We start from the raw sequence: 20,440 nt of genomic DNA, 5'->3' as shown, positions 1-20,440 counted from the left end.
GCGTGACGACGAACCGGCCGGGGGCGCCGCTGGCCCGGCGCCTGGGCACGCTGGACGCGACCGCGATCGGTCTCGGCTCGATGCTGGGCGCGGGGGTGTTCGCGGTGTTCGCCCCGGCCGCTGCCGCCGCCGGCAGCGGACTGCTGTTGTCCCTGGTCATCGCGGGGTTCATCGCCTACTGCAACGCGGCGAGCTCGGCGCAGCTGGCCGCCGTGCACCCGGCCTCCGGCGGCACCTACGTCTACGGCCGCGCGCGGCTGGGGCACTGGTGGGGTTTCACCGCGGGCTGGGGTTTCGTGGTCGGCAAGACCGCGAGCTGCGCGGCGATGGCGCTGACCTTCGCCGCCTACGCCGCCCCGGGGTTCGAGCGGCCGGCGGCCGCGCTGGCGGTGGCGGTGCTGGCGGCGGTCAACTGCGCGGGCATCACCCGCACCGCCCGGCTGACCCGCGTCCTGCTGGTCGCGGTGCTGCTGGTGCTGGTCGGGTTCGCGGCGCTGAGCGCGCCGGCCGCCTGGTCCGGGGGCCCGCCGGACTGGTTCCCGCACGGTCCGCTGGGCGTGCTGCAGGCCGCCGGTCTGCTGTTCTTCGCCTTCGCCGGTTACGCCCGCATCGCCACCCTCGGCGAGGAGGTGCGGGATCCGGAGCGCACCATCCCGCGCGCGATCCTGCTGGCCCTGCCGATCGCCGCGGTGGTGTACGCGGGCGTGGGGCTGGTCGTGCTGGGCGTGCTCGGTCCGCACGAACTGGCCGCGAGCACCGCGCCGCTGGCCGACGCGCTCACCGCCGCCGGCCACGGCGGCCTGACGCCGGTGGTGCGCTTCGGCGCCGCGGCGGCCAGTCTCGGCGCGCTGCTGGCGCTGATCGCCGGGGTCGGCCGCACCGGGCTGGCGATGGCGCGGGAAGGCGACCTGCCGCGGTTCCTGGCGGCCGTGCACCCGAGGTTCCAGGTGCCGCACCGCGCCGAGCTCACCGTCGCCGCGGTGGTGATCGCGCTGGTGCTCACCACCGATCTGCGCGGAGTGATCGGCTTCTCCAGCTTCGGCGTGCTGGTGTACTACGCGATCGCCAACGCCTCGGCGTTCACCCAGCCCGCCGCCGAGCGCCGCTGGCCCCGCGCGCTCAACCTGCTCGGGCTCGGCGGGTGCCTGCTGCTGGCCGCGACGCTGCCGTGGACCTCGGTGGTCGTCGGGCTCGGGATCTTCGCGATCGGGCTGCTCGGCCGCCTGGTCAGCAGGGCACGCGCGAGGTGATCGCCTCGCTGAGCCTCCGGCGCAGCTCACCGGCCTCCGGTGCGTCCAGGGCCTCGTAGATCCGCACCGCCGTCTCCCAGTGGCGGCGGGCGGACTCGTGCCTGCCCGCGGCCTCGTGCAGGTCGCCGAGACCGGTGTGCGCGCGGGCGCGCACGTAGTGGCTGGAACCGCTGTTGGCGACGCCGAGGGCGTGCAGCAGGCAGCGGGTGGCCTCGACGTGATCGCCCATCGCCACGTGCGTCTCCGCCATCGCGGTCAGCGCCATCGCCTCCAGCGTCGCCGAGCGCATCTGGCGGGCGAACACCAGGGTCGCGCGGTGGTCGTCCAGCGCGCGCGGGTGGTCGCCGAGGCAGCGGTGGATGGTGCCCAGCCGGTACAGGGCCATGCCCTCCAGGTACCGGAAGCGGGTCCGGCGGGCCAGCACCAGCGCCCGCTCGGCGTGCTCGGCGGCCTCGCTGTAGCGGCCGAGGTCGCGGTGCAGCCCCGCCAGGGCGTAGGCCGCGTCGGCCTCGGCGGGCCGGTAGCCGTGCGCGGCGGCGACGCGGGAGGCTTCCTGCAGGCAGGTCAGCGACGCCTCGTGACGTCCCCACCTGCGGTGCAGCCGGCCCATGCAGATCATCGGCCGCAGTCCCAGCAGCCGCAGCCCCGCCTGCTGGTAGAGCCGGGTGGAGCGGCGCAGGTGCTCCAGCGCCAGCTCGGTGTGGCCGGTGACCACGCACACCTCCCCCAGGCTCAGCAGCACCGTCGCGGTCGCGCCCGGACCGTCGACCAGCTCCAGCGCCGCCTCCAGCAGTCGGCGCGCCGACTCGAACCGGTTGCGGCGCAGGCGCGCGACGCCGAGCCCGCGCAGCGCGACGCCCTCGGCGGCCCGGTCCCCGGTGCGGCGGGCGATCTCGCGGGCCCGGCCGTGCAGCCGCTCGGCCTCATCGACGTGCCAGCCGAAGTCCAGGGCGGAGTCGAGCACGATCGCGAAATCCACCGCGTAGTGGGCGAAATCGCCGTCGGCGGTCTCGGCGACGCGCGTCATCGTCTCGCGGTGGGCGTCCAGCCAGCGGGCCGCGTCCTCGTGGTCGCGCATCACCGGGATCTCGTAGCCGCTGTCGCGCTCGGGCAGCGCGCCGGGCGCGAGGAACCCGGTCGCGGTGGTGGCGGCCTGCAGGAAGTAGTCGTGGAGCCGCCGCAGCGCCGCGCGCCGCTCGGCGGCGGTCTCGGTCAGCTCGCACAGCTCCTCGGCGTAGGTGGCCAGCAGGTCGTGCAGCCGGAACCGCTTGTCCCCGACCTCCTCGACCAGGTGCGCGCGGGCCAGTTCTCCCAGCCCGCGCCGGGTGGTGCGCACGTCGTCGCCGGCCAGCGCGGCCAGCGAGTGGGCGTCCATCTCGTGGCCGGGGTGCAGCCCGAACAACCGGAACAACCGCGCCTCGGCGGCCGAGAGGTTGCGGTAGGAGGCCGCGAATATGGTGCGCACGCTGGCCTGCGGGTCGCCGCTGTCGAGCAGGTCCAGGCGCGCCTGGGCGCAGCCGAACTCGGCCACGGTCTGGTCGATGCCGCGGTGGCGGTTCCGCCGGACCCGTTCGGCGGCGATGCGCAGCGCCAGCGGGAGCCGGGCGCAGCACTCGATGAGCTCGTCGACGGCGTCGGAGTCGGTGACCAGGTCGCCCAGCAGTTCCTTGAGCAGCAGCCGCGCCTCGTCGGCGGTCATCCGGTCGAGTTCGACCCGCCGCGCTCCCTGACCGACGACCAGGCCGTTGAGCTGGTCGCGGCTGGTGATCAGCACGGCGCAGTGGGCGTTGCCGGGCAGCAGCGGGCGCACCTGGTCGGCGCTGACGGCGTTGTCGAGCACGAGCAGCACCCGCTTGCCGTCGAGCAGGCTGCGCAGCCGGGCGCCGCGCTCGGCCACCTCCAGCGGCACGTCCTTGCCGTCGACGCCCAGCGCCCGCAGCCAGCCGGCAAGCACGTCGCCGGGCTCGGTCGGGGCGTCGGTGCCGAAACCGCGCAGGTCGGCGTGCAGCTGACCGTCCGGGAAGCGGTTCTTCACCCGGTGCGCCCAGCGCAGCGCCAGCGAGGTCTTGCCGACCCCGGCGGTGCCGGCGATGACCGCGATCGGGATGGTGCGGGCGCTGTCGTCCAAGATCTGGTCCAGTTCGGACAGCGGGACCTCGCGACCCACGAAATCGGTGGCGCAGTGCGGGAGTTGGGCCGGCACCTGCGCCGGAGCGGAGACCTCGACGACCTCCCCGGCCCGGATCTGGCCGTGCAGCGCCCGCAGGTCCGGGCCGGGGTCGAGGCCGAGCTCCTCGTTGAGGACCTCGCGCGCGTGCTGGTAGGCCGACAGCGCCTCGGCCTGCCGGCCGCTGCGGTAGAGGGCCAGCATGAGCAGCCCGTGCAGCCGTTCCCGCAGCGGGTTCCGGTGCACGGCCTCGAACAGCTCACCGGCGACGGCGTCGTGCCTGCCCGCGCGCAGTTCGGCGGCGTGCAGCTCCTCGACGGCCAGCAGCCGCTGCTCGGCGAGCCGCTCGGCCTCGGCGGCGACCTCGGGCAGATCGATCTCCTGGTAGGGCCTGCCGCGCCACAACCCGAGCGCGCGCCGCAGGGTGGCGGCCGCGCGGGCCGGGTCGGGTTCGGCGGTGGCCTCGTCGAGCAGCGCCCCGAACACCGCCGCGTCGAGCTCGCCGGGTTCGACGCGCAGGCAGTACCCGGCGGGTCCGTGGCTGAGGCGGTCGGGTTCGTCGAGGTCCCGGCGCAGCCGGTGGACGTGGACCTGGAGCCGGCGCGCCTCCTGCTCCCCCGACTCGCCCCAGAGCGCTTCCAGCAGAACGCTGACCGGGACCGGTTCGTTGGCGTGCGCGAGCAGGACCGCCAGCAGGTGGCGCCGCAGCCCGCCGGTCAGCGGTGTCGCCGACCCCCCGTCGACCACCCGGATCGGTCCAAGAACGTCGAACCGCATCGTGCTCCCCCAGAAAAATCACAAACGATCAATACTGCCGCATCGAGACCCCTCGCCGCTGCCTCCCGAAAGCGACAAGAAAGCCACGCCGCGCACATTGGTCGCAAAACGCCGGGCGACTCAACGAGCGACACCCCAAAGAGTGATACCGGGTACCTGTTCGATACCCGATCAGAACTCGGGAACAGGCATGTCGACCCGATGACCGCACGCACGACCGCGTGCTCACGACCTCGCGGAACGGAACTCGAACCAATTCCGGGCATGCGTCACCCGGAATTCACGTTCCTCCGCCGAATGGACGCCCGCTCCCGCGAAACCGGACGGTGGAGCGCATTCCCGCCACACCCCACGTCCACGTGGGACTCGGCGCGTGCCGAATCCCGTTCGCAGCGACCGCGGACGACGACCGCCAACCCCGCCGCGCGAACCGGGTTCGCGCCGCGACGTCCGCCACGCGATCTACACGCGCTGCCGGAAAAGACGATGAACCATCGCTACACCCCCCAGGTGTTGGCGTTGCCTGCTGATCCCCCAGATCTCGGTGGCCGACACCACCGGGAATCCGACTTGATGATGAACGCTCACCCGAACAGCGCACAAGCTCTTGCGTCGAACAATTTTCGCCATTGCCCGGGATTACCATTCTGACCTGGCGAAACATCGCGCAATTCCGGGGATTTCGATTCACGCCCGGACACCGGGAACCCCGCGCAACACCGGTGTGGACCACTTCCGAACGAAAGAGGACCGGTGGTGAGGCGGCCCCCTCGCCCGCCTCACCACCGCAGGCCGAGCCTACGACGAACCGCAGATCGTTGCGAGATCAAACACCGCTGATCACCTGGGTGGTTTCGCCCACTCGCAGCCTGCCACGGCCACCCGGTTGGGTTAATCTCAGCAGCATGAACCGCACGCCCTCCACGCCGGCTGAAGCCTTCGCGACCCTCATGGAAGGCAACCAGCGCTTCGTCGACAGCACCCGGCTGCACCCCCACCAGGACGCCGACCACCGCGCCTCGCTGGCACCCGGCCAGACCCCGTTCGCCGTCCTGTTCGGCTGCTCGGACTCGCGACTGGCGGCCGAGATCATCTTCGACCGCGGCCTCGGCGACCTGTTCGTGGTCCGCACCGCCGGTCAGGTCACCGGTTCGGAGGTGCTGGGCAGCATCGAGTACGGCGTGGGCGTGCTGGGCACCCCGCTGGTGGTCGTGCTCGGCCACGACTCCTGCGGCGCGGTGGTCTCCGCCCGCCAGGCGGTCCTGGAGGGCACCAACCCGCCCGGCTACCTGCGCGACATCGTCGAGCGGGTCACGCCCAGCGTGCTGGCCGCCAAGGCCGCCGGGCACGAGGAGGTCGACGACATCGTCGACGTCCACATCCAGCGCACCAGCGAGCTGCTCGTCGAGCGTTCCTCGCTGCTGGCCGACGAGGTCGCCGCGGGCCGCTGCGCGGTCGCGGGCCTGTCCTACGGCCTGGCCGACGGCACGGTCCGGCTTGTCGCCAGCCACGGACCCCTCCAGCAGCAGGCCGCCTGAGCCGCTTCTCGGGGAGCCGATCTCCGCACCTCGCGTTAGCCTGCGAAGGCACGCTTGGTGAAAGGAATCGGTCGCGTGAGCTCCCAGCCGCGTCGAGTGCTGCTGATCAGCGCCACCATCGGTGAAGGACACAACGCGACCGCTCGCGCCGTCGAGGAGGCCGCGCGCCGGGTCTGGCCCGGGTGCGAGGTGGTGTGGCTGGACGCACTGCGCATCATGGGCCGCTGGGTTCCCCGCGCGTTCAACTGGATCTACGTCACCAACGTCGAGTCGACGCCCTGGCTCTACGACTTCTTCTACGACTCGCTGTGGCGGTACCGGTGGTTCGCCACCTCCTCCCGCCGCTTCGTCGGAGCCTGGTGCGGCCCGCTGCTGCGCCGCGAGATCCGCCGCGTCGCCCCGGATCTGATCGTCTCGACCTACCCGCTGGGCACCGCGGGGCTGGACTGGATCCGCAGGCACGGCGAGCTCGACGTGCCGGTCTCGGCGGTGGTGTCGGACTTCGCGCCGCACCCGTTCTGGGTGTACCCCGAGGCGGATCTGCACTACGTGATGAGCGAGGCGAGCCTGCGCGCGATGCACCGCGCCGAACCCGACGCGGTCGGGGCGGTGTCGGTGCCTCCGGTGCGCGGCGAGTTCCACCCGCGCGACCGCGCCACCGCCCGCGCCGAGTTCGGTGTCCCCGCAACGGGTTTCACCGCGCTGATCTCGTGCGGGGCGTTGAGCTTCGGCGCCGTGGAACGCGCGGTGGACGCCGCGCTGCGGGTGCCGGAGCTGGCCCGCGTGCTGGTGGTGTGCGGGCGCAACGAGGCGGTGCGCGAACGGCTGCTGGCGCGCGGCGATCCCCGGGTGGTGCCGCTGGGCTGGGTCGACGACATGCCCGGGCTGATGGGCTGCGCGGACGTGGTCATCACCAACGCGGGTGGTGCCACGGCGCTGGAGGCCCTGGCCTGCGGGCGCGCGGTGATCATGTTCGAGCCGATCGCCGGGCACGGCCGCGCCAACGCCGAGCTGATGGCCGACGCCGGCCTGGCCGAGCTGTGCCCGGAGGAGTCGCAGCTGACCGAGACGCTGCGCCGCTGGGTCGCCGACCCGCACGAGGTCGGCGAGCGGGAGGAACGGGCGTTCAAGCACTGCCGCGCCGCGGACTTCGACGAGCAGGTGGCCGCGCTGGCCGACCTCCCCCGCCACCGCGGTAGGCGGCCGCTGCGCCCGCAGGACGCGTTCTTCGTCTACGCCACGACCCCGGAGGTCGCGCAGCAGACCGGCGCGATCCTCCAGCTGGAGCCGTCGCTGAACTCCACGCACCAGTGGTGCGAGCACCTCGCGGCCCGGATCCGCGTGCACGCGCCGGCGCTGCCGATGCTCACCCGCAGGCTGGAGACCCGGACCGGACTGCGTCCGCAGTGGATCGCCGACGCCGACATCGACCCCGCCGACCACCTCAGCTCACGCGAGCTGCGCCCCGAGCACGACCCGGACGCGTTCATCACCGAGTTCTTCTCGACCCCGGTGCGCACCGACCGGCCGCCGTGGGAGCTGCGGCTGCTGCACGACCCGGCCACCGGCCGGGCGACGCTGCTGGCCAAGATGCACCACGCTCTCGGCGACGGGCTGGCGGTCACCGGGACGCTGCTGCGCCTGCTCTGCGACGGGCCCCAGCCCACGTCGAGACCGGCGCGAGGCGGCCGGACCGGGCAAGTGCGCGAGGTGCTGCGCGGCCTCGTCGGCCTGGCCACCACCGCGGGTGCGCCGAGCCGCGCCTGGACCGGGCGCAGCACCCCGGCCCGCAGCTTCGGACGCCTCGCCCTTCCGGCGGTGCGGGTGCGCGCGCACGCGCGGGACCACGGCGTGACGAGCAGCGCGCTGCTGATCGGTCTGGTCGCCGAGGCGCTGCACCGGGCGCTGGACGAGAACCGCACCGGCGCCCTGTTCCGCGTGATGGTGCCGCGCACGGCCCGCACCGGCCGCGACGGCGCGGGCCTGGAGACCCCCGGCAACCACACGCACACCCTGTCGGTGGACCTGCCGGTCGGCCCGATGCCGCTGGTGTGGCGGATCCGCGCGGTCGCCGACGCCCTGACCGCACCCGACCACTCCGGGCAGCCCGCAGCAGCGGGAGCGGTGCTGTCCGGGCTCGGCCTGCTGCCCGCGCCGCTGCACGCCTGGATCGTGCGCCGCATCTACGGGCGCCGGTTCTTCAACGCCGTGGTGTCGGTGATGCCGGGCAGGCGGCGCGCCGAGCACATCAACGGCTCCCGGCTCAGCCGGGTGCTGCCGGTGCTGTCGCTGGCCGACGGGGTGGGCGTGGCGATCGGCGCGATCGGCTGGGGCGAGGAGTTCGGCGTCGGCGTCACCACCGATCCCGGGCTCGCCCCGGACGCCGACGTGCTGGCCGGACACCTGCGGGACGCCTTCGACGAGCTGCGGGAGCGCCGGTGAGCTCCGGCACCGTGCTGGGCGTGGCCGTGCCCGCCGCGGTGGTGGGCGCCGCGAGCTTCGGGCTGGCCAGCGCCATCCAGCACCGGGTGACCAAGCAGGTGCCCCAGGTCGCCACCTTCAGCCCCCGCATGTTCTGGGACCTGGTGCGCAAACCGATCTGGGTGCTGAGCATCGGCACGGTGATCGTGGGCCTGTCGCTGCAGGTGGTGGCGCTGGCGTTCGGCCCGCTGGTGCTGGTGCAGCCGCTGCTGGTGACCTCGGTGCTCTTCGGCGCCGCGTTCGCGGCGTGGTTCGCGCAGCGGCGGATGGACCTGGTGCTCGCGCTCGGCGCGCTGTGCTGCGCGGGCGGGCTGGCGGCGTTCCTGGTGCTGGCGCGGCCTTCCGGGCAGGGCAGCGAGTTCACCGGGGCACCGGTGCTGCCGCTCGCGGTGGTGCTGGGGCTGCTGGTGGTGCTCTCGCTGCTGGCCGAGCGGTGGCTGCCGGGCGAGTTCGGCGTGGTCGGCCTGGCGGTGGCCACCGGCGTCCTCTACGGCGTCACCGCGGGGTTGATGCGGGTGGTGGCCGGGCAGTTCCGCACCGGCGGTCTGGTCGAGCCGTTCGGCCACTGGACCCTGTACGTGGTGTGCGTGGTCGGCCCGATGGGATTCCTGCTCAGCCAGCAGACGTTCCAGCGCGGCCGGTTGATGTCGCCGTCGCTGGCGGTGATCACCACCGTCGACCCGCTGGCGTCCGCGGCGATCGGGGTGAGCTGGCTGGGCGAGGAGATCGCCCACTCCCCCGCGATCCTGGCCGGGGAGGCGGTCGCGGCGGCGCTGATGGTCGGCGGGATCGCGGTGCTGGCGCGGCGCAGCGAGCAGCTGGGCCGCGAACTGGCCGCGCAGGAGGAACCCGGATCGTGGGGATGAACCACGCGCTGGTCACCGGCGCCTCGTCGGGCATCGGCGCGGCCACCGCGCTGCGGCTGGCCGCCGACGGCTGGAACCTGGTGCTCACCGGCCGCGACCGGCGGCGCCTGGAGGAACTGGCCGACCGCACCGGAGGCCGCGCCGTGGCCGCCGACCTCACCGACGACGACGCGCTGCGGCAGGTGATCGACGCCGGTCGCGGCGTGGACCTGCTGGTGCACAGCGCCGGGATCGGCTGGGCGGGCCCGTTCGCCGAGATGGAACCGGACCGCATCGACCGGCTCGTCGAGCTCAACCTGACCGTCCCGATGCGCTTGACCCGCGCCCTGCTGCCGCCCCGGGTGGCGTTCGTGGCGTCGGTGGCCGTGGTCGGCGTGCGCGACGAGGACGTCTACGCCGCGACCAAGGCCGGGCTGCGCACCTTCGCGGCGAGCCTGCGCTATCGCGGCATCACCACGACCGCGGTGTTCCCGGGCGCGGTGCGCACCCCGTTCTTCCACGGCCGCACCTACGACCGCCGCTTCCCGCGCATGGTCGAACCCGAGCGGGTCGCCGACGCCCTCGTCGACGCCGTCCTGCGCGGCCGGGCCGAGGTCTTCGTCCCCCGCTGGCTCACCGTCGCCGACCGCCTCCACGGCGCCCTCCCGGCCACCTTCCACCACCTCGCAAGGCGTTTCGGGTGAATCCCGCCGCACCCGGTCGCGTCGGTGGTTAAGCTCGTCGAGACGCCGTCGCGGGAGGTCCGTGCGTGATGTCCGATCCCATCGACACCAGCGTGCCGAGCATCGCTCGCGCCTACGACTACGCCATCGGCGGCACGACGAACTTCCCGGTGGACCGGGAACTGCTGCACCGCATGGACCAGGCCGTGCCCGAGGTCCGCCAGATCGCGATCAGCAACCGGATGTTCCTGACCAGGGCCGTGCGGTTCCTGACCGCCCACGCCGGGCTCGACCAGTTCCTGGACTGCGGGTCGGGCCTGCCGACCGCCGAGAACACCCACCAGATCGCCCAGCGGCTCAACCGCGATGCCCGCGTGGTCTACGTCGACAACGACCCGGTGGTGCTCGCCCACGGCCGCGATCTGCTGGCCGCCGACGAGGGAACGCGGCTGCTGGGCGCCGACATCTTCCGGCCGGAGCAGGTCCTCGACAGCGACGTGGTGCGCGACTTCCTCGACTTCTCCCGCCCGATGGCGCTGCTGCACGTGGCCACGCTGCACCACCACGAGGAGCGGTTCGGCCTCCCGCCGGCCGAGGTGCTGCGCACCTACGTCGACGCCCTGCCAGCCGGGTCCTACGTGGCGTTCACGCACTTCCTCGACCCGGAGGACGAGGACACCGCCACCGCCCGCCGGGTCGAGTCGATCATGCAGGGCGAGGGCGGGACGGGACGCGGGTTCTGGCGCACCCGCGCGCAGATCCTCGACATCCTCGGCGATCTCGAGCTCGTCGAACCGGGCTTGGTCGTCAACGACGACTGGTGGCCCGACGGCCCGCGCCTCACCCCGCTGTCCTCGGCCGCGCGCTGCATCGCGGCGGCCGTGGGACGCAAGTCCTGACCCCGCAGGGTGTTTCGGGTGACTCACTTCGGGTGCGTCGGTGGGCAGGGGGCAGTTTTAGCCCGAACTGTCCAGACAAAACGGATATTGATCATGGGTGATTTGGACTAAAACTGTCCCCTGCCCACGATCACCGACACCGCCGCGGCGCTCGATCGCAGGCGGCACCGCGCGGTGCGGTCAGCCGCGGAGGGCGCGCAGGGATTCTCGGAGGGAGCCCATGGTGGCCAGGACCGAGGTGGGTTCGTAGCCGCAGTGGGCCATGCAGTTGGCGCAGCGCGGATCGTTGCCCCGGCCGTAGGCCTGCCAGTCGGTGTCCTCCAGCAGTTCGCGGTAGCTGGCGGCGTAGCCGTCGTTCATCAGGTAGCAGGGCCGCTGCCAGCCGTAGAGCGAGTACGACGGGATCGCCCACGCGGTGCAGTCGAAGTCGACCTTGCCCTCCAGGAAGTCCAGGAACAGCGGCGAGTGGTTGAAGCGCCACTTCTTCCGCCGCCCGTCGGCGAAGACCTTCTTGAACAGCTCGCGGGTCTCGGTCACGCCGAGGAAGTGCTCCTGGTCCGGCGCCTTGTCGTAGGCGTAGGCGGGCGAGAGCATCATCTGGTCGACCTCGAGGTCGTTGTTGAGGAAGTCGAGCACCTCGATGACCGACTGCGGCGTGTCGGTGGTGAAGAACGTCGAGTTGGTCGTGACCCGGAAACCTCGCCGCTGCGCGTCCTTCACGTTGTCCACGGCCTGGGCGAACACGCCCTTCTTGCACACCGAGGCGTCGTGCCGCTCCTCCAGCCCGTCGATGTGCACCGCGAACGAGAAGTACGGCGACGGCTCGAACTCGTCGATCTTGCGCGGCATCAGCAGCGCGTTGGTGCACAGGTAGACGAACTTCTTGCGCTTGACCAGTTCCCGCACCAGCACGTCGATCTGCGGGTGCATCAGCGGCTCTCCCCCGGCGATCGAGACCACCGGGGCGCCGCACTCCTCGACCGCGGCCAGCGCCTGCTCGACCGGCATCCGCTGCTTGAGCACGTTGGCCGGGTGCTGGATCTTGCCGCACCCGGCGCAGGCCAGGTTGCAGGCGAACAGCGGCTCCAGCTCCAGGGTGAGCGCGAACTTCTCGCGCCGCGCGAGCTTCTGCTTGAGCAGGTAGGCCCCGACGCGGACCGCCTGGCGCACGGGAATGCCCATGGCTACAACGCCTCCTCACAGGTCGTGCGGACTTCCGGCGGGATCTGGCGGCCCCACCGCCGCAGGCACGAGCCCACGGCGTGCAGCCGCGCCAGCCCGGACATCGCCCGGCGGACGGTGCCCGGCCGCATCAGGGGGTGCTGCGGGGTGTCGACCACGACCCGCACCACCGCCAGCGGGCGGTGCCCGGCGGCCTGGGCCAGCACCGCCGACTCCAGGTCCACCGCCAGCGCACCGGTGGCGGCCAGCTCGGCGCGGCGCTGGCCGTGCGCCAGCGCGTCGGTGGTCACGATCGGCCCGCAGCGCACCGGGAAACCGCTGCGCACGAGCTCGGCCGCCAGCGAATCGGCGGCCTGGCAGCGCAGCACCTCCCGGTGCCCGCGCAGCTCGTCGGCGACGATCACGTCTCCGCTGCGCACCTCCGGCGACAGCCCGCCGGCGAGCCCGGCGACGACCAGGACGTCGAAGTCGGCGGCCAGCAACCGGACCGCGCTGCGGGCGCTGCGGCGCGGCCCGTAGCCGGTGCGGCGCACCGCCACCGAATCGGCCCCGAGGCCGGTGGTGCGCATGGTCTCCTGGCCCGACGCGGTGTTGTCGGCGGCCGAGCGCAGCGCGCTGGCCTCCAGCCGCATCGGAGCGCAGATCAGCATCCTCGTCGACATGCTCACTCCCCGTCCCGCAGGTAGCGCCCGAGCGCGGTCAGCGGGAAGATCACCCGGTACAGGTGGTAGTTGATGTAGAAGTCGCCGGGGAACCCGGTCCCGGTGAACTGCGGTTCGTCCCAGCCGCCGTCGGCGCGCTGGCTGCGGGCCAGGTAGCCGACGCCGCGGCGCACCGCGTCGCTGTCGTGCCGGTTCATCGCCAGCAGCGCCATCAGCGCCCACCCCGTCTGCGAGGCCGTGGAGGCGCCGCGGCCGATCCACTCCGGATCGTCGTAGGAGCGCAGGTCCTCGCCCCAGCCGCCGTCGGCGTTCTGGTGCTGCTCCAGCCACCGCACCGCGTCGCGCAGCGAGCGGTGCTGCCGGTCGACCCCGGCCGCGACCAGGGCGGGCACCACCGCGCCGGTGCCGTAGACGTGGTTGGCGCCCCACCGCCCGAACCACGACCCGTCCCGCTCCTGGTTGGCCAGCAACCACTTCACGCCGCCGCGCAGCACCTCGTCGTCCTCGCCGAGCACCGCCAGCGCCTCCACCACGTGCGCGGTGACGTCGGCCGACGGCGGGTCGATGACCTCGCCGAAGTCGCAGAACGGCAGCTTGCGGACCAACTGGCGGGTGTTGTCGGCGTCGAAGGCGGCCCAGCCGCCGTCCTTCGAGCGCATCCCGCGCAACCACCGCAGCCCGCGCGCGATCGCTCCGCGCACCGCCTCGGGATCGGGGTGGTCGACGCGGTTGAGCGCCAGCAGCACCTCGGCGGTGTCGTCGATGTCGGGGTATCCGTCGTTGTCGAACTCGAACGCCCAGCCACCGCCGGCGGGCAGATCGGGGCGCTGCACCGCCCAGTCGCCCTTGACCCGGATCTCCTCGGCCAGCAGGTAGTCCGCGGCGCGCCGCAGCGACGGGTGATCGGCCGGAACGCCCGCGTCGTGCAGCGCCTGCACGCCCAGCACCGTGTCCCACACCGGCGACTGGCAGGCCTCCAGCCTGCGCACCACGCCGTCGGGGGTCTGCTCGCGGATGAGGAACCGCTCCATCCCGCTGAGCCCCTGGGCGATCACCGGGTGGTCCATCGGATACCCGAGCAGGTGCAGCGCGAGGATCGAGTACACCCACGGCGGCTGGATGCCGCCCCACGAGCCGTCGGCCTCCTGGCGGGCCACGATCCACTCGGCGGCGCGGCGCATCGCGTGCTCGCGCAGCGACTTGACCGGGCGCCGGTGGTAGCGGTGCAGGACGCGGTCGAGGCTGTGGAAGCCGTAGGCCCAGGACCACTCCCGGCGCGGCGGCGACGCGGGCCGCCCGGTGCGCAGCTCGCGGACGCTGATGCCCAGGTCGCGGCGCGGCCGCAGGGTGCACACCACGGTCAGCGGCACCACGGTCTGGCGCGCCCAGCAGGCCCAGTCGGAGACGTTGAGCGGGCACCACTTCGGCAGCAGCACGACCTCCGGCGGCATGGCGGGCAGGTCGTCCCACGACCACTCGCCGAACAGCGCCAGCCAGATCCGGGTGAACACCCGCGTCTCCTCCAGCCCGCCGCGGGCGAGGATCCAGTCCCGCGTGATCCGCATGTGCGCGGCCTCGACGTCGTCGCCGGCGAGCTTGAGCGCGGTGTAGGCCTCGACGGTGGTGGACAGGTCGCCGGGACCGCCGTGGAAGTTCGCCCAGGTGCCGTCCTCGCGCTGCTGGGACCGGATCCAGCGCGCGGCCTGCTCGGTCTCGGTGGCGGTGCGGATGCCGAGGAACTGCCGCAGCAGGAGGTCCTCGACGTCCATCGTCACGTTGGTCTGCAGCTCGCCCTTCCACCAGCCCTCCGGGCTCTGCAGCGACAGCAGGTGGTCGCGGGCCGCCAGCGCGGCCATCCGCGCGTCCGCGCGCACCGCGCCCTGGCTGGGGATCTCCGCGGCCGTGGCGGCGGATCGCGCGGACTGTTGCAGCTGATCGGTCAAAGCTTCCTCCGTACGATGAATTCGGCGAGCTCTCCCAGTGCCGCGGTGTCGCCCAGCGATCCGGCTTCCAGCGCTGCCTCCGCGCGCTCGAGCCGACGCCGGCACTCCCGCCGCGTCCAGTCCTCGGAACCGGCGCGGCGCACCATCTCGGCGGCTTCGTGCAACTGCTCCTCGGTGAGCGGCTCGGTCTGCTCGTAGAGCTCCGAGAGCCGCTCGCCCGCTGTCGTGCCGGAGGTCAGGGCGTGCACCACCGGGACCGACTTCTTGCGGGTGCGCAGGTCCGACAGGACCGGCTTGCCGGTGACCTCCGGGTCTCCCCACAGGCCCAGCAGGTCGTCGACGAGCTGGAACGCCATGCCCAGCTCGGTGCCGTAGCCGTGCAGCGCGCGCACCTTCCCGCGCGGCGCGCCCGCGCTCAGCGGCCCGATGGAGCAGGCGCAGGCCAGCAGCGCGGCGGTCTTGTCGTGCGCCATGCTCAGGCACTCGGTGAGGTCGACGTCGGTGCGCTTCTCGAAGTCGAGGTCGGCGGCCTGCCCGGCGATGAGCACCCGGGTGGTCGCCGACAACGACCGCACCGCCACCGACGCGTGCGGCGAGGCGGACTCCAGCAGCACCTCCGGGGCGACCGCCAGCAGCGCGTCACCGGCCAGGATCGCCGCCGAGGAGCCGAACGCGGTCCAGGCGGTGGGCCGGTGCCTGCGGGAGGTATCGCCGTCCATCACGTCGTCGTGCAGCAGCGAGAAGTTGTGCACCAGCTCCACCGCCGCGGCCCCGGCGACGCCGAGTTCCGGTTCGCCGCAGGCGATTTCGGTGGCGGCCAGCGCCATCGCCGGGCGCAGCGCCTTGCCGCCGGCGTCGGTGGGCGCGCCGTGCACGTCGCTCCACCCGAAGTGGTACTCGGCGACGCGGCGGGTGTCGACGTCGAGCCGCGCCACCGCCGAGCGCAGCGTGGGTTCGACCGATTCCTTGGCGCTGCGCAGCGCCAGGGGCAGGACTGCGGTCATGCCGTCACCTCCACGCTCTGCGGTGCTCGCTGCTGGCTGTCGACCACCTCGGCGGCGCTGATCCCGCTGCGAACGGCACCTTCGGTGGTGTCCGGCCACCCGGTCGCGGTCCACGCGCCGGCCAGCACCAGCCCCGGCACGTTGGTGCGCGCCTCCGGGCGCAGCGCCGCGGTGCCCGGCGCCTGCCGGAACGTGGCGTGGGGTTCGCGGGTGACGAAGAAGTCGAGCAGCCGGGCCTGCCGGGCGGCCGGGAAGAGATCCCGCAGCGCGGGCAGGAAGATCTCGCGCAGCTCCTCGGTGCGCATCCCGAGCTCCTGCTGGGCCGCCGACTGCGACAGCGCCAGGTACTGGCCGGTGCGCGCCCCCGAGATGCGGGTGCGGTCGAAGACCCATTGCACCGGCGAGTCCAGCGCGGCGGCCATCTCCAGCTCGGTGACCTGGCGGTCGAAGTGGGCGTGCACGTTGACGATCGGCGCCGACGACAGCCGCGCCCAGTCGCAGGCGCCGCGCACCGGCAGGTCGGCCAGCAGACCGGCCGCCGCCGGGTGCGGCGTCGCCACGACCACCGAGTCCGCCGTGAGCTCGGCCTGCCCGGCCTGGTCGTCGATCGGGATCTGAAAACCGTTGGCACCACGCCGGATCGCGCGCACCTTGCACCGCAGCCGCACCTGCGCGCCCGCCGCGGTCAGGGCCCGCAGGCCGGCGTCGCCGTGCAGCTCCGACAGCGGCCGCTGCGGGATGCCGATGTCGCAGGCCTCGGCCGAGTCGAGCACGCCGGTGCGGAACACCTTGGCCGCCAAGGCCATCGAGGCGTGCTCGGGTTCGGCGTTGAGCGCGGCCACCGCCAGCAGACCCCACAGCGCCTCCACCGCGCGCGGCGTTTCGCCCTGGGCGCGCAGCCACTGCCCGAAGCTCTGCTCGTCCAGCGCCGGATCGGCCGGGTCCAGCCCGCGCAGCGTGAGCGCGGTGCGCGCGACCCGGGCCCGCTGCAGCGGGTTCAGCTTCCGGTAGCCCAGCAGCGCCGGGGTCAGGTGCGCGGGTGCGCGCAGGTTCCAGCGCCGCAGTGTCGCGGGCGCCGCACCGGGGCTGAGCACCGGGATCTCGAAGCGCTGCTGCATCCGGATCCCGTCGGCGGCGCCGATCCTGCGCAGCAGGTCGAGGTAGGCGGTGTAGCAGCGCAGCAGCACGTGCTGGCCGGTGTCGATGAGCAGCTCGCCGCGCGCGAACGAGTAGGTGGCCCCGCCCAGCCTGGGCCGCGCCTCCAGCAGCTGGACGGCGTAGCCGCGCTCGCGGCACTCCAGCGCGGCGGTGATCCCGGCCAGGCCACCGCCGACGACCACGACGCTCCCCCGGTTCACGGCGCCATCCCCGCCAGCGAGCGGGCCGCCACTCCCGCCTTGCGCCACCCGGTCAGCGAGGTGCGCTGGTGCATCGCGGCGTTGGGGTTGCAGGCGATGCGCACCAGCAGCTCGTGGTAGATCCCGGCCATCGACGCGCAGCAGGCCCGCGAGCGCCGGTCCAGCATCGGCAGCAACCGGAACCCCTCGATGTACCAGCGCTCGGCGCGGGCGGCCTGGAAGCGCACCAGCCGGTTCCAGCGGGCGCTGTCCTCGACGAACCCGCTGCCGGGTTCCAGCCGCACCCCGAAGTGCGCGAGGTCGTCCGCGGGCAGGTACACCCGGCCGTTGAGCTGGTCCTCGCGGACGTCGCGCAGGATGTTGGTCAGCTGCAGCGCCACTCCGAGCGCGTCGGCGCGCGGGGTGGCGGTGTCCGGGTCGTCGGTACCGAACACGCCCAGCGACAGCCGGCCGATCGACCCGGCCACGCAGCGGCAGTAGTGCAGCAGCTCGTCGAAGGTGGTGTAGCCGGTGCCGCGCACGTCGGCCTCGCAGCCGTCGATGAGCTCGTCGAAGGCCTCCAGCGGCAGCGGCATCCGGCTCGCGACGTCGGCGAGCGCGGCCAGCACCGGGTCGGCCGACCCGATCGAGGCCTGGTGCACGGCTTCGCGGCACTGCTTGAGCTCGCGCAGCTTGTCCTCGCGCGGCAGCTCGCCGTCGCCGATGTCGTCGACGCGACGGGCGAAGGCGTACACCGCCGAGAGGGCTCGGCGCTTCGGGCCCGGCAGCAGGCGGATGCCGTAGGAGAAGTTGCGCGCCTGCTCTCGGGTGATCCGCTCGCACTCCTGGTAGGCGTCGCGGATCTGAGTCGGTTGGGTCACCGAGTCCCTCCCATCGCGTGCAGTCGCGCCCACTCGGCGAACGTGCGCGACCTGCTCGGGCTGACCGGCGCGGCCAGCGGGTCGTGTCCGGCCGCGGCGAACGCGGCGACGGTGGCCAGCCCTCCGGCGACGTAGCCGGCCACGGCCACCCGCGCGGTTCCCGACAGGGCTCCGACCAGCACGCTGCCGTCGCGCAGCATGCGGCGGGCGCGGTCCACCTCGAAGCGCACCAGCCCGCGCAGCGCGGTCGAGGCGCGCGGGGCGGCCAGGTCGAGTTCCTGGCAGCCGTAGCGCGCCAGGTCCTCGGCGGGCACGTAGACGCGTCCGGCCCGGTGGTCCTCGGCGAGGTCCTGCAGGTGCTCCAGGATCTGCAGGGCGCTGCAGATCCGGTCGGACAGCGCGATCAGCCCTTCTTCGGCGCGGCCGAACACGTGCAGCACCGACTCGCCGACCGGGTTGGCCGACAGCGCGCAGTAGTCCAGCAGCTCGTCGAAGTCGGCGTAGCGCTTGACGTGCTGGTCGCGGCGGTTGGCCTCGATGAGCTTGACCAGTGTGGACTGCGGGATGGCGCGGTCGGCGACGGTCTCCTGCAGCGCCTGCATGAGCGGCAGCCGGGCGGATCCCGCGTAGGCGCGTTCGAGATCGTGTTCGAGGAAGTCCAGCAGCGCCTCGCGGTTTCCGGGCGCTTCGTCACCGGCGTAGTCGACGAGGCGGAAGTAGCCGTAGAGCGCGTGCAGGTGCCTGCGGACACCGCCGGGCAGGATGCGGGAGGCCACCGGGAAGTTCTCCGAACGCATCCGCGCCAGCACGGCGGCGCTGCGCGGGAAGTCGCCCGAACGCCCTGCCCCCTCCGGGTGTTCGGGATCCTCGCCGGACAGCATCTCGTCCGGCAACGACAAGACCATCGGTCCTCCTCCTATCCACTGGCCAGGAGGCGCAACCGGCATCGTATGAGCGCCCCTGCGGCAGCGCAGGGCGAACGAGGAACCCCGTGAATCAAGGTGATTCGCGCCGGTGTTCGAGCAAGCACCTTCTCCCCGGTTCCATATTGGACATCCCGGGGACGTGCTTCGCGCCGACTCGCCAGCAGGTGGCCGGATCGAGTGGCACGACCTGATCACTTTGGACCAGCCGACTACCGACTGCGACGGAGAAGACGACGATGCGCCGCCCCGGATCACCGGGACGGCGCATCGAAGGTGTGCTGATCCGGGCGCGCGGCCCCGCCGGGATCAGCCGTCGAGCTGGTCGATGGTGGCGATCGAGGGCGACTCGGTGCGCTGCAGGTCCGCGGCCACCCGCTCGGCGTCGCGCAGCACGCGCACGGCGTTGTGCCAGGTCAACTTGCCCAGATCGGTCTCCGACCAGCCGCGGTCGAGCAGCTCGGCGATGAGGTTGGGGTAGCCGGAGACGTCGTCGAGGTCCTCCGGCAGGAACATCGTGCCGTCGTAGTCGCCGCCGACGCCGATGTGGTCGATCCCGGCGACCTCCCGCATGTGGTCGAGGTGATCGGCCACCGTCTTGGCGGTGGCGGTCGGCTGCGGGTTCGCCTCCTCGAACTTGCGCAGCACCTCCTTGGCCCCCTCGCTGCTGTCGAGCGCGTCGAAGCCCTGGGCGACCAGTTCCCGCTGCGCCGCGGCCGTCCAGTCCACCGACTCCTGCAGCACGAATTTGCTCACGAACGTCGCCATCGCCACGCCGCCGTTGCCGGGCAGCTGGGCGAGCACGTCGTCGGGGATGTTGCGCGGGTGCGAGCACACCGCGCGGGAGGAGGAGTGCGAGAACAGCACCGGGGCACGGCTGACGCGCAGCGCGTCGCGCATGGTGTCGGCGGCGACGTGCGAGAGGTCGACGAGCATGCCCATCCGGTTCATCTCGCGGACGACCTCCTCGCCGAAGCGGGTCAGGCCGTCAGCGGCGGGCTCGTCGGTGGCCGAGTCGGCCCACGGGGTGTTGTCGTTGTGGGTCAGCGTCAGGTAGCGCACGCCGAGGTCGTAGAGCGCGCGCAAGGTCGCCAGCGAGCAGTTGATGGAGTGCCCGCCCTCGGCGCCCATCAGCGACGCGAGCTTGCCGTCGGCGCGGGCGGCCTCGACCTCGTCGGCGGTGCCGGCCAGCCGCAGCCGGTGCGGGTAGCGGGCCGCGAGGGCCTTGACGCAGTCGATCTGCTCCAGCGTCGCGCTCACCGCGGCGTCGCCCTGCAACGAGGTCGGCACGTACACCGACCAGAACTGGCCGCCGACGCCACCGGCCTCCAGCCGGGCGAGGTCGGTGTGCAGCCTGCCGGTCTGGTCGGTGGCGATGTCGCGCTGGTCGAGGTCGTAGCGGACCTGCTCGCGCAGCGCCCACGGCAGGTCGTTGTGGCCGTCGAGCACCGGCGTGGCCTCGAGCAGGTTCCGCGCCCGGGCCATCACGTCCACGTCGCTCATCGCACTCCCTTTTTCCGGTTCCGATTCACCCGGTCGGTCGTTCCCGCTGAGCATATCCGCTCGAGATCACCCGACCAGGGAGCGAAGCCACGCCGTAGATCGAATCGACGAATCGGGCGTTCGGCCGCACCATCGGCATATGGAGCGAATCCCCAGGCAGCAGGACACCAGCAACCTCCCCGCGGTGCTGGCCGAGTACGGGCACCTCGCGGCGCAGCTCCCCGGCGCCTCGACGCGGCAGGCCGAGCGGCTGCGCGAGCGGCTCGCCGAGCTCGACGAGCAGATCGACGGCTACGTCGCGCAGCTGACGGAGTACCACTCGATCGTCGACAGTTGACGGGTCGAACCGTCGAGGCCGCGCGCCC

The 20,440-nt window shown here is 73.0% G+C and carries 16 protein-coding genes; 7 read left to right on the top strand and 9 right to left on the bottom strand.

The genetic code is table 11. The features are described 5' to 3' along the window. The first annotated feature begins 80 nt into the window (after nucleotides 1–80). A complete protein-coding gene (locus BM424_RS24925) occupies nucleotides 81–1,250 on the top strand; it encodes an APC family permease (RefSeq protein WP_093422817.1) in 1,170 nt (389 codons plus the stop codon). Here BM424_RS24925 and BM424_RS24920 read toward each other — a convergent pair. Beyond that, nucleotides 1,228–4,194: an AfsR/SARP family transcriptional regulator gene (locus BM424_RS24920; RefSeq protein WP_093422729.1), complete on the bottom strand. Its 2,967-nt coding sequence runs from the start codon at nucleotides 4,192–4,194 to the stop codon at nucleotides 1,228–1,230. The two genes, BM424_RS24925 and BM424_RS24920, sit on opposite strands and share 23 nt — an antisense overlap. Nucleotides 4,195–5,099: 905 nt before the next feature. On the opposite strand from BM424_RS24920, the gene BM424_RS24915 reads away from it, so the two are divergent. From BM424_RS24915 to BM424_RS24895, 5 genes are all read left to right on the top strand, one after another. Further along, nucleotides 5,100–5,732, top strand: coding sequence for a carbonic anhydrase (locus BM424_RS24915; RefSeq protein WP_093422726.1), 633 nt, complete (start codon nucleotides 5,100–5,102; stop codon nucleotides 5,730–5,732). Nucleotides 5,733–5,807: 75 nt separating this feature from the next. After that, nucleotides 5,808–8,174: a wax ester/triacylglycerol synthase domain-containing protein gene (locus BM424_RS24910; protein WP_093422724.1), complete on the top strand. Its 2,367-nt coding sequence runs from the start codon at nucleotides 5,808–5,810 to the stop codon at nucleotides 8,172–8,174. After that, on the top strand, nucleotides 8,171–9,079 hold the full coding sequence (locus BM424_RS24905; protein WP_093422722.1) for a DMT family transporter: 909 nt from the start codon (nucleotides 8,171–8,173) through the stop codon (nucleotides 9,077–9,079). The genes BM424_RS24910 and BM424_RS24905 overlap by 4 nt, the downstream gene beginning before the upstream one ends. Next, nucleotides 9,076–9,762 (top strand): SDR family NAD(P)-dependent oxidoreductase, encoded by a 687-nt coding sequence (locus BM424_RS24900; protein WP_093422815.1) that lies wholly within the window; start codon nucleotides 9,076–9,078, stop codon nucleotides 9,760–9,762. Before BM424_RS24905 ends, BM424_RS24900 begins: the two co-directional genes overlap by 4 nt. A gap of 68 nt (nucleotides 9,763–9,830) precedes the next feature. Beyond that, a complete protein-coding gene (locus BM424_RS24895) occupies nucleotides 9,831–10,640 on the top strand; it encodes an SAM-dependent methyltransferase (RefSeq protein WP_093422720.1) in 810 nt (269 codons plus the stop codon). Nucleotides 10,641–10,820: 180 nt separating this feature from the next. Here BM424_RS24895 and hpnH read toward each other — a convergent pair whose 3' ends face one another. The 8 genes from hpnH to BM424_RS24855 form a co-directional block, all read right to left on the bottom strand. Continuing rightward, a complete protein-coding gene (hpnH, locus tag BM424_RS24890) occupies nucleotides 10,821–11,822 on the bottom strand; it encodes an adenosyl-hopene transferase HpnH (protein ID WP_093422717.1) in 1,002 nt (333 codons plus the stop codon). Between the two features lie 2 nt (nucleotides 11,823–11,824). Then, nucleotides 11,825–12,484 carry a 5'-methylthioadenosine/S-adenosylhomocysteine nucleosidase family protein gene (locus BM424_RS24885; RefSeq protein ID WP_093422715.1) on the bottom strand — a complete coding sequence of 220 codons (660 nt, stop codon included), beginning with the start codon at nucleotides 12,482–12,484 and terminating at the stop codon, nucleotides 11,825–11,827. Between the two features lie 2 nt (nucleotides 12,485–12,486). Next, a complete protein-coding gene (gene shc, locus BM424_RS24880) occupies nucleotides 12,487–14,427 on the bottom strand; it encodes a squalene--hopene cyclase (RefSeq protein ID WP_093422712.1) in 1,941 nt (646 codons plus the stop codon). After that, nucleotides 14,424–15,431: a polyprenyl synthetase family protein gene (locus BM424_RS24875; protein WP_093422710.1), complete on the bottom strand. Its 1,008-nt coding sequence runs from the start codon at nucleotides 15,429–15,431 to the stop codon at nucleotides 14,424–14,426. Before BM424_RS24875 ends, shc begins: the two co-directional genes overlap by 4 nt. Further along, nucleotides 15,428–16,789 carry a hydroxysqualene dehydroxylase HpnE gene (gene hpnE, locus BM424_RS24870; RefSeq protein WP_093422707.1) on the bottom strand — a complete coding sequence of 454 codons (1,362 nt, stop codon included), beginning with the start codon at nucleotides 16,787–16,789 and terminating at the stop codon, nucleotides 15,428–15,430. The genes BM424_RS24875 and hpnE overlap by 4 nt, the downstream gene beginning before the upstream one ends. Further along, complete coding sequence (gene hpnD, locus BM424_RS24865) at nucleotides 16,786–17,649, bottom strand: presqualene diphosphate synthase HpnD (protein ID WP_093422705.1); 864 nt, start codon at nucleotides 17,647–17,649, stop codon at nucleotides 16,786–16,788. Before hpnD ends, hpnE begins: the two co-directional genes overlap by 4 nt. Continuing rightward, nucleotides 17,646–18,554, bottom strand: a complete 909-nt coding sequence (hpnC, locus tag BM424_RS24860) for a squalene synthase HpnC (RefSeq protein ID WP_093422702.1) — start codon at nucleotides 18,552–18,554, stop codon at nucleotides 17,646–17,648. Before hpnC ends, hpnD begins: the two co-directional genes overlap by 4 nt. A gap of 327 nt (nucleotides 18,555–18,881) precedes the next feature. Beyond that, nucleotides 18,882–20,075: a dipeptidase gene (locus tag BM424_RS24855; protein WP_093422699.1), complete on the bottom strand. Its 1,194-nt coding sequence runs from the start codon at nucleotides 20,073–20,075 to the stop codon at nucleotides 18,882–18,884. 139 nt (nucleotides 20,076–20,214) lie between these two features. On the opposite strand from BM424_RS24855, the gene BM424_RS24850 reads away from it, so the two are divergent. Continuing rightward, nucleotides 20,215–20,412 (top strand): hypothetical protein, encoded by a 198-nt coding sequence (locus BM424_RS24850; protein WP_093422696.1) that lies wholly within the window; start codon nucleotides 20,215–20,217, stop codon nucleotides 20,410–20,412. Nucleotides 20,413–20,440 lie beyond the last annotated feature (28 nt).

Origin of the sequence: Saccharopolyspora flava (assembly GCF_900116135.1) — a bacterium.
GTDB classification, from domain to species: Bacteria; Actinomycetota; Actinomycetes; order Mycobacteriales; family Pseudonocardiaceae; genus Saccharopolyspora; species Saccharopolyspora flava.
This window is presented reverse-complemented; position numbering and strand designations above follow the sequence as displayed.

Bases quoted from the DNA above. Each gene is read 5' to 3' on its own strand.
- BM424_RS24895 (WP_093422720.1), top strand. From the start codon at position 9,831: ATGTCCGATCCCATCGACACCAGCGTGCCGAGCATCGCTCGCGCCTAC.
- BM424_RS24920 (WP_093422729.1), bottom strand. From the start codon at position 4,194: ATGCGGTTCGACGTTCTTGGACCGATCCGGGTGGTCGACGGGGGGTCG.
- BM424_RS24875 (WP_093422710.1), bottom strand. From the start codon at position 15,431: ATGACCGCAGTCCTGCCCCTGGCGCTGCGCAGCGCCAAGGAATCGGTC.
- BM424_RS24850 (WP_093422696.1), top strand. From the start codon at position 20,215: ATGGAGCGAATCCCCAGGCAGCAGGACACCAGCAACCTCCCCGCGGTG.
- BM424_RS24925 (WP_093422817.1), top strand. From the start codon at position 81: ATGCTGGGCGCGGGGGTGTTCGCGGTGTTCGCCCCGGCCGCTGCCGCC.
- BM424_RS24900 (WP_093422815.1), top strand. From the start codon at position 9,076: ATGAACCACGCGCTGGTCACCGGCGCCTCGTCGGGCATCGGCGCGGCC.
- BM424_RS24855 (WP_093422699.1), bottom strand. From the start codon at position 20,075: ATGAGCGACGTGGACGTGATGGCCCGGGCGCGGAACCTGCTCGAGGCC.
- hpnH (WP_093422717.1), bottom strand. From the start codon at position 11,822: ATGGGCATTCCCGTGCGCCAGGCGGTCCGCGTCGGGGCCTACCTGCTC.
- BM424_RS24915 (WP_093422726.1), top strand. From the start codon at position 5,100: ATGAACCGCACGCCCTCCACGCCGGCTGAAGCCTTCGCGACCCTCATG.
- BM424_RS24885 (WP_093422715.1), bottom strand. From the start codon at position 12,484: ATGTCGACGAGGATGCTGATCTGCGCTCCGATGCGGCTGGAGGCCAGC.
- hpnC (WP_093422702.1), bottom strand. From the start codon at position 18,554: ATGGTCTTGTCGTTGCCGGACGAGATGCTGTCCGGCGAGGATCCCGAA.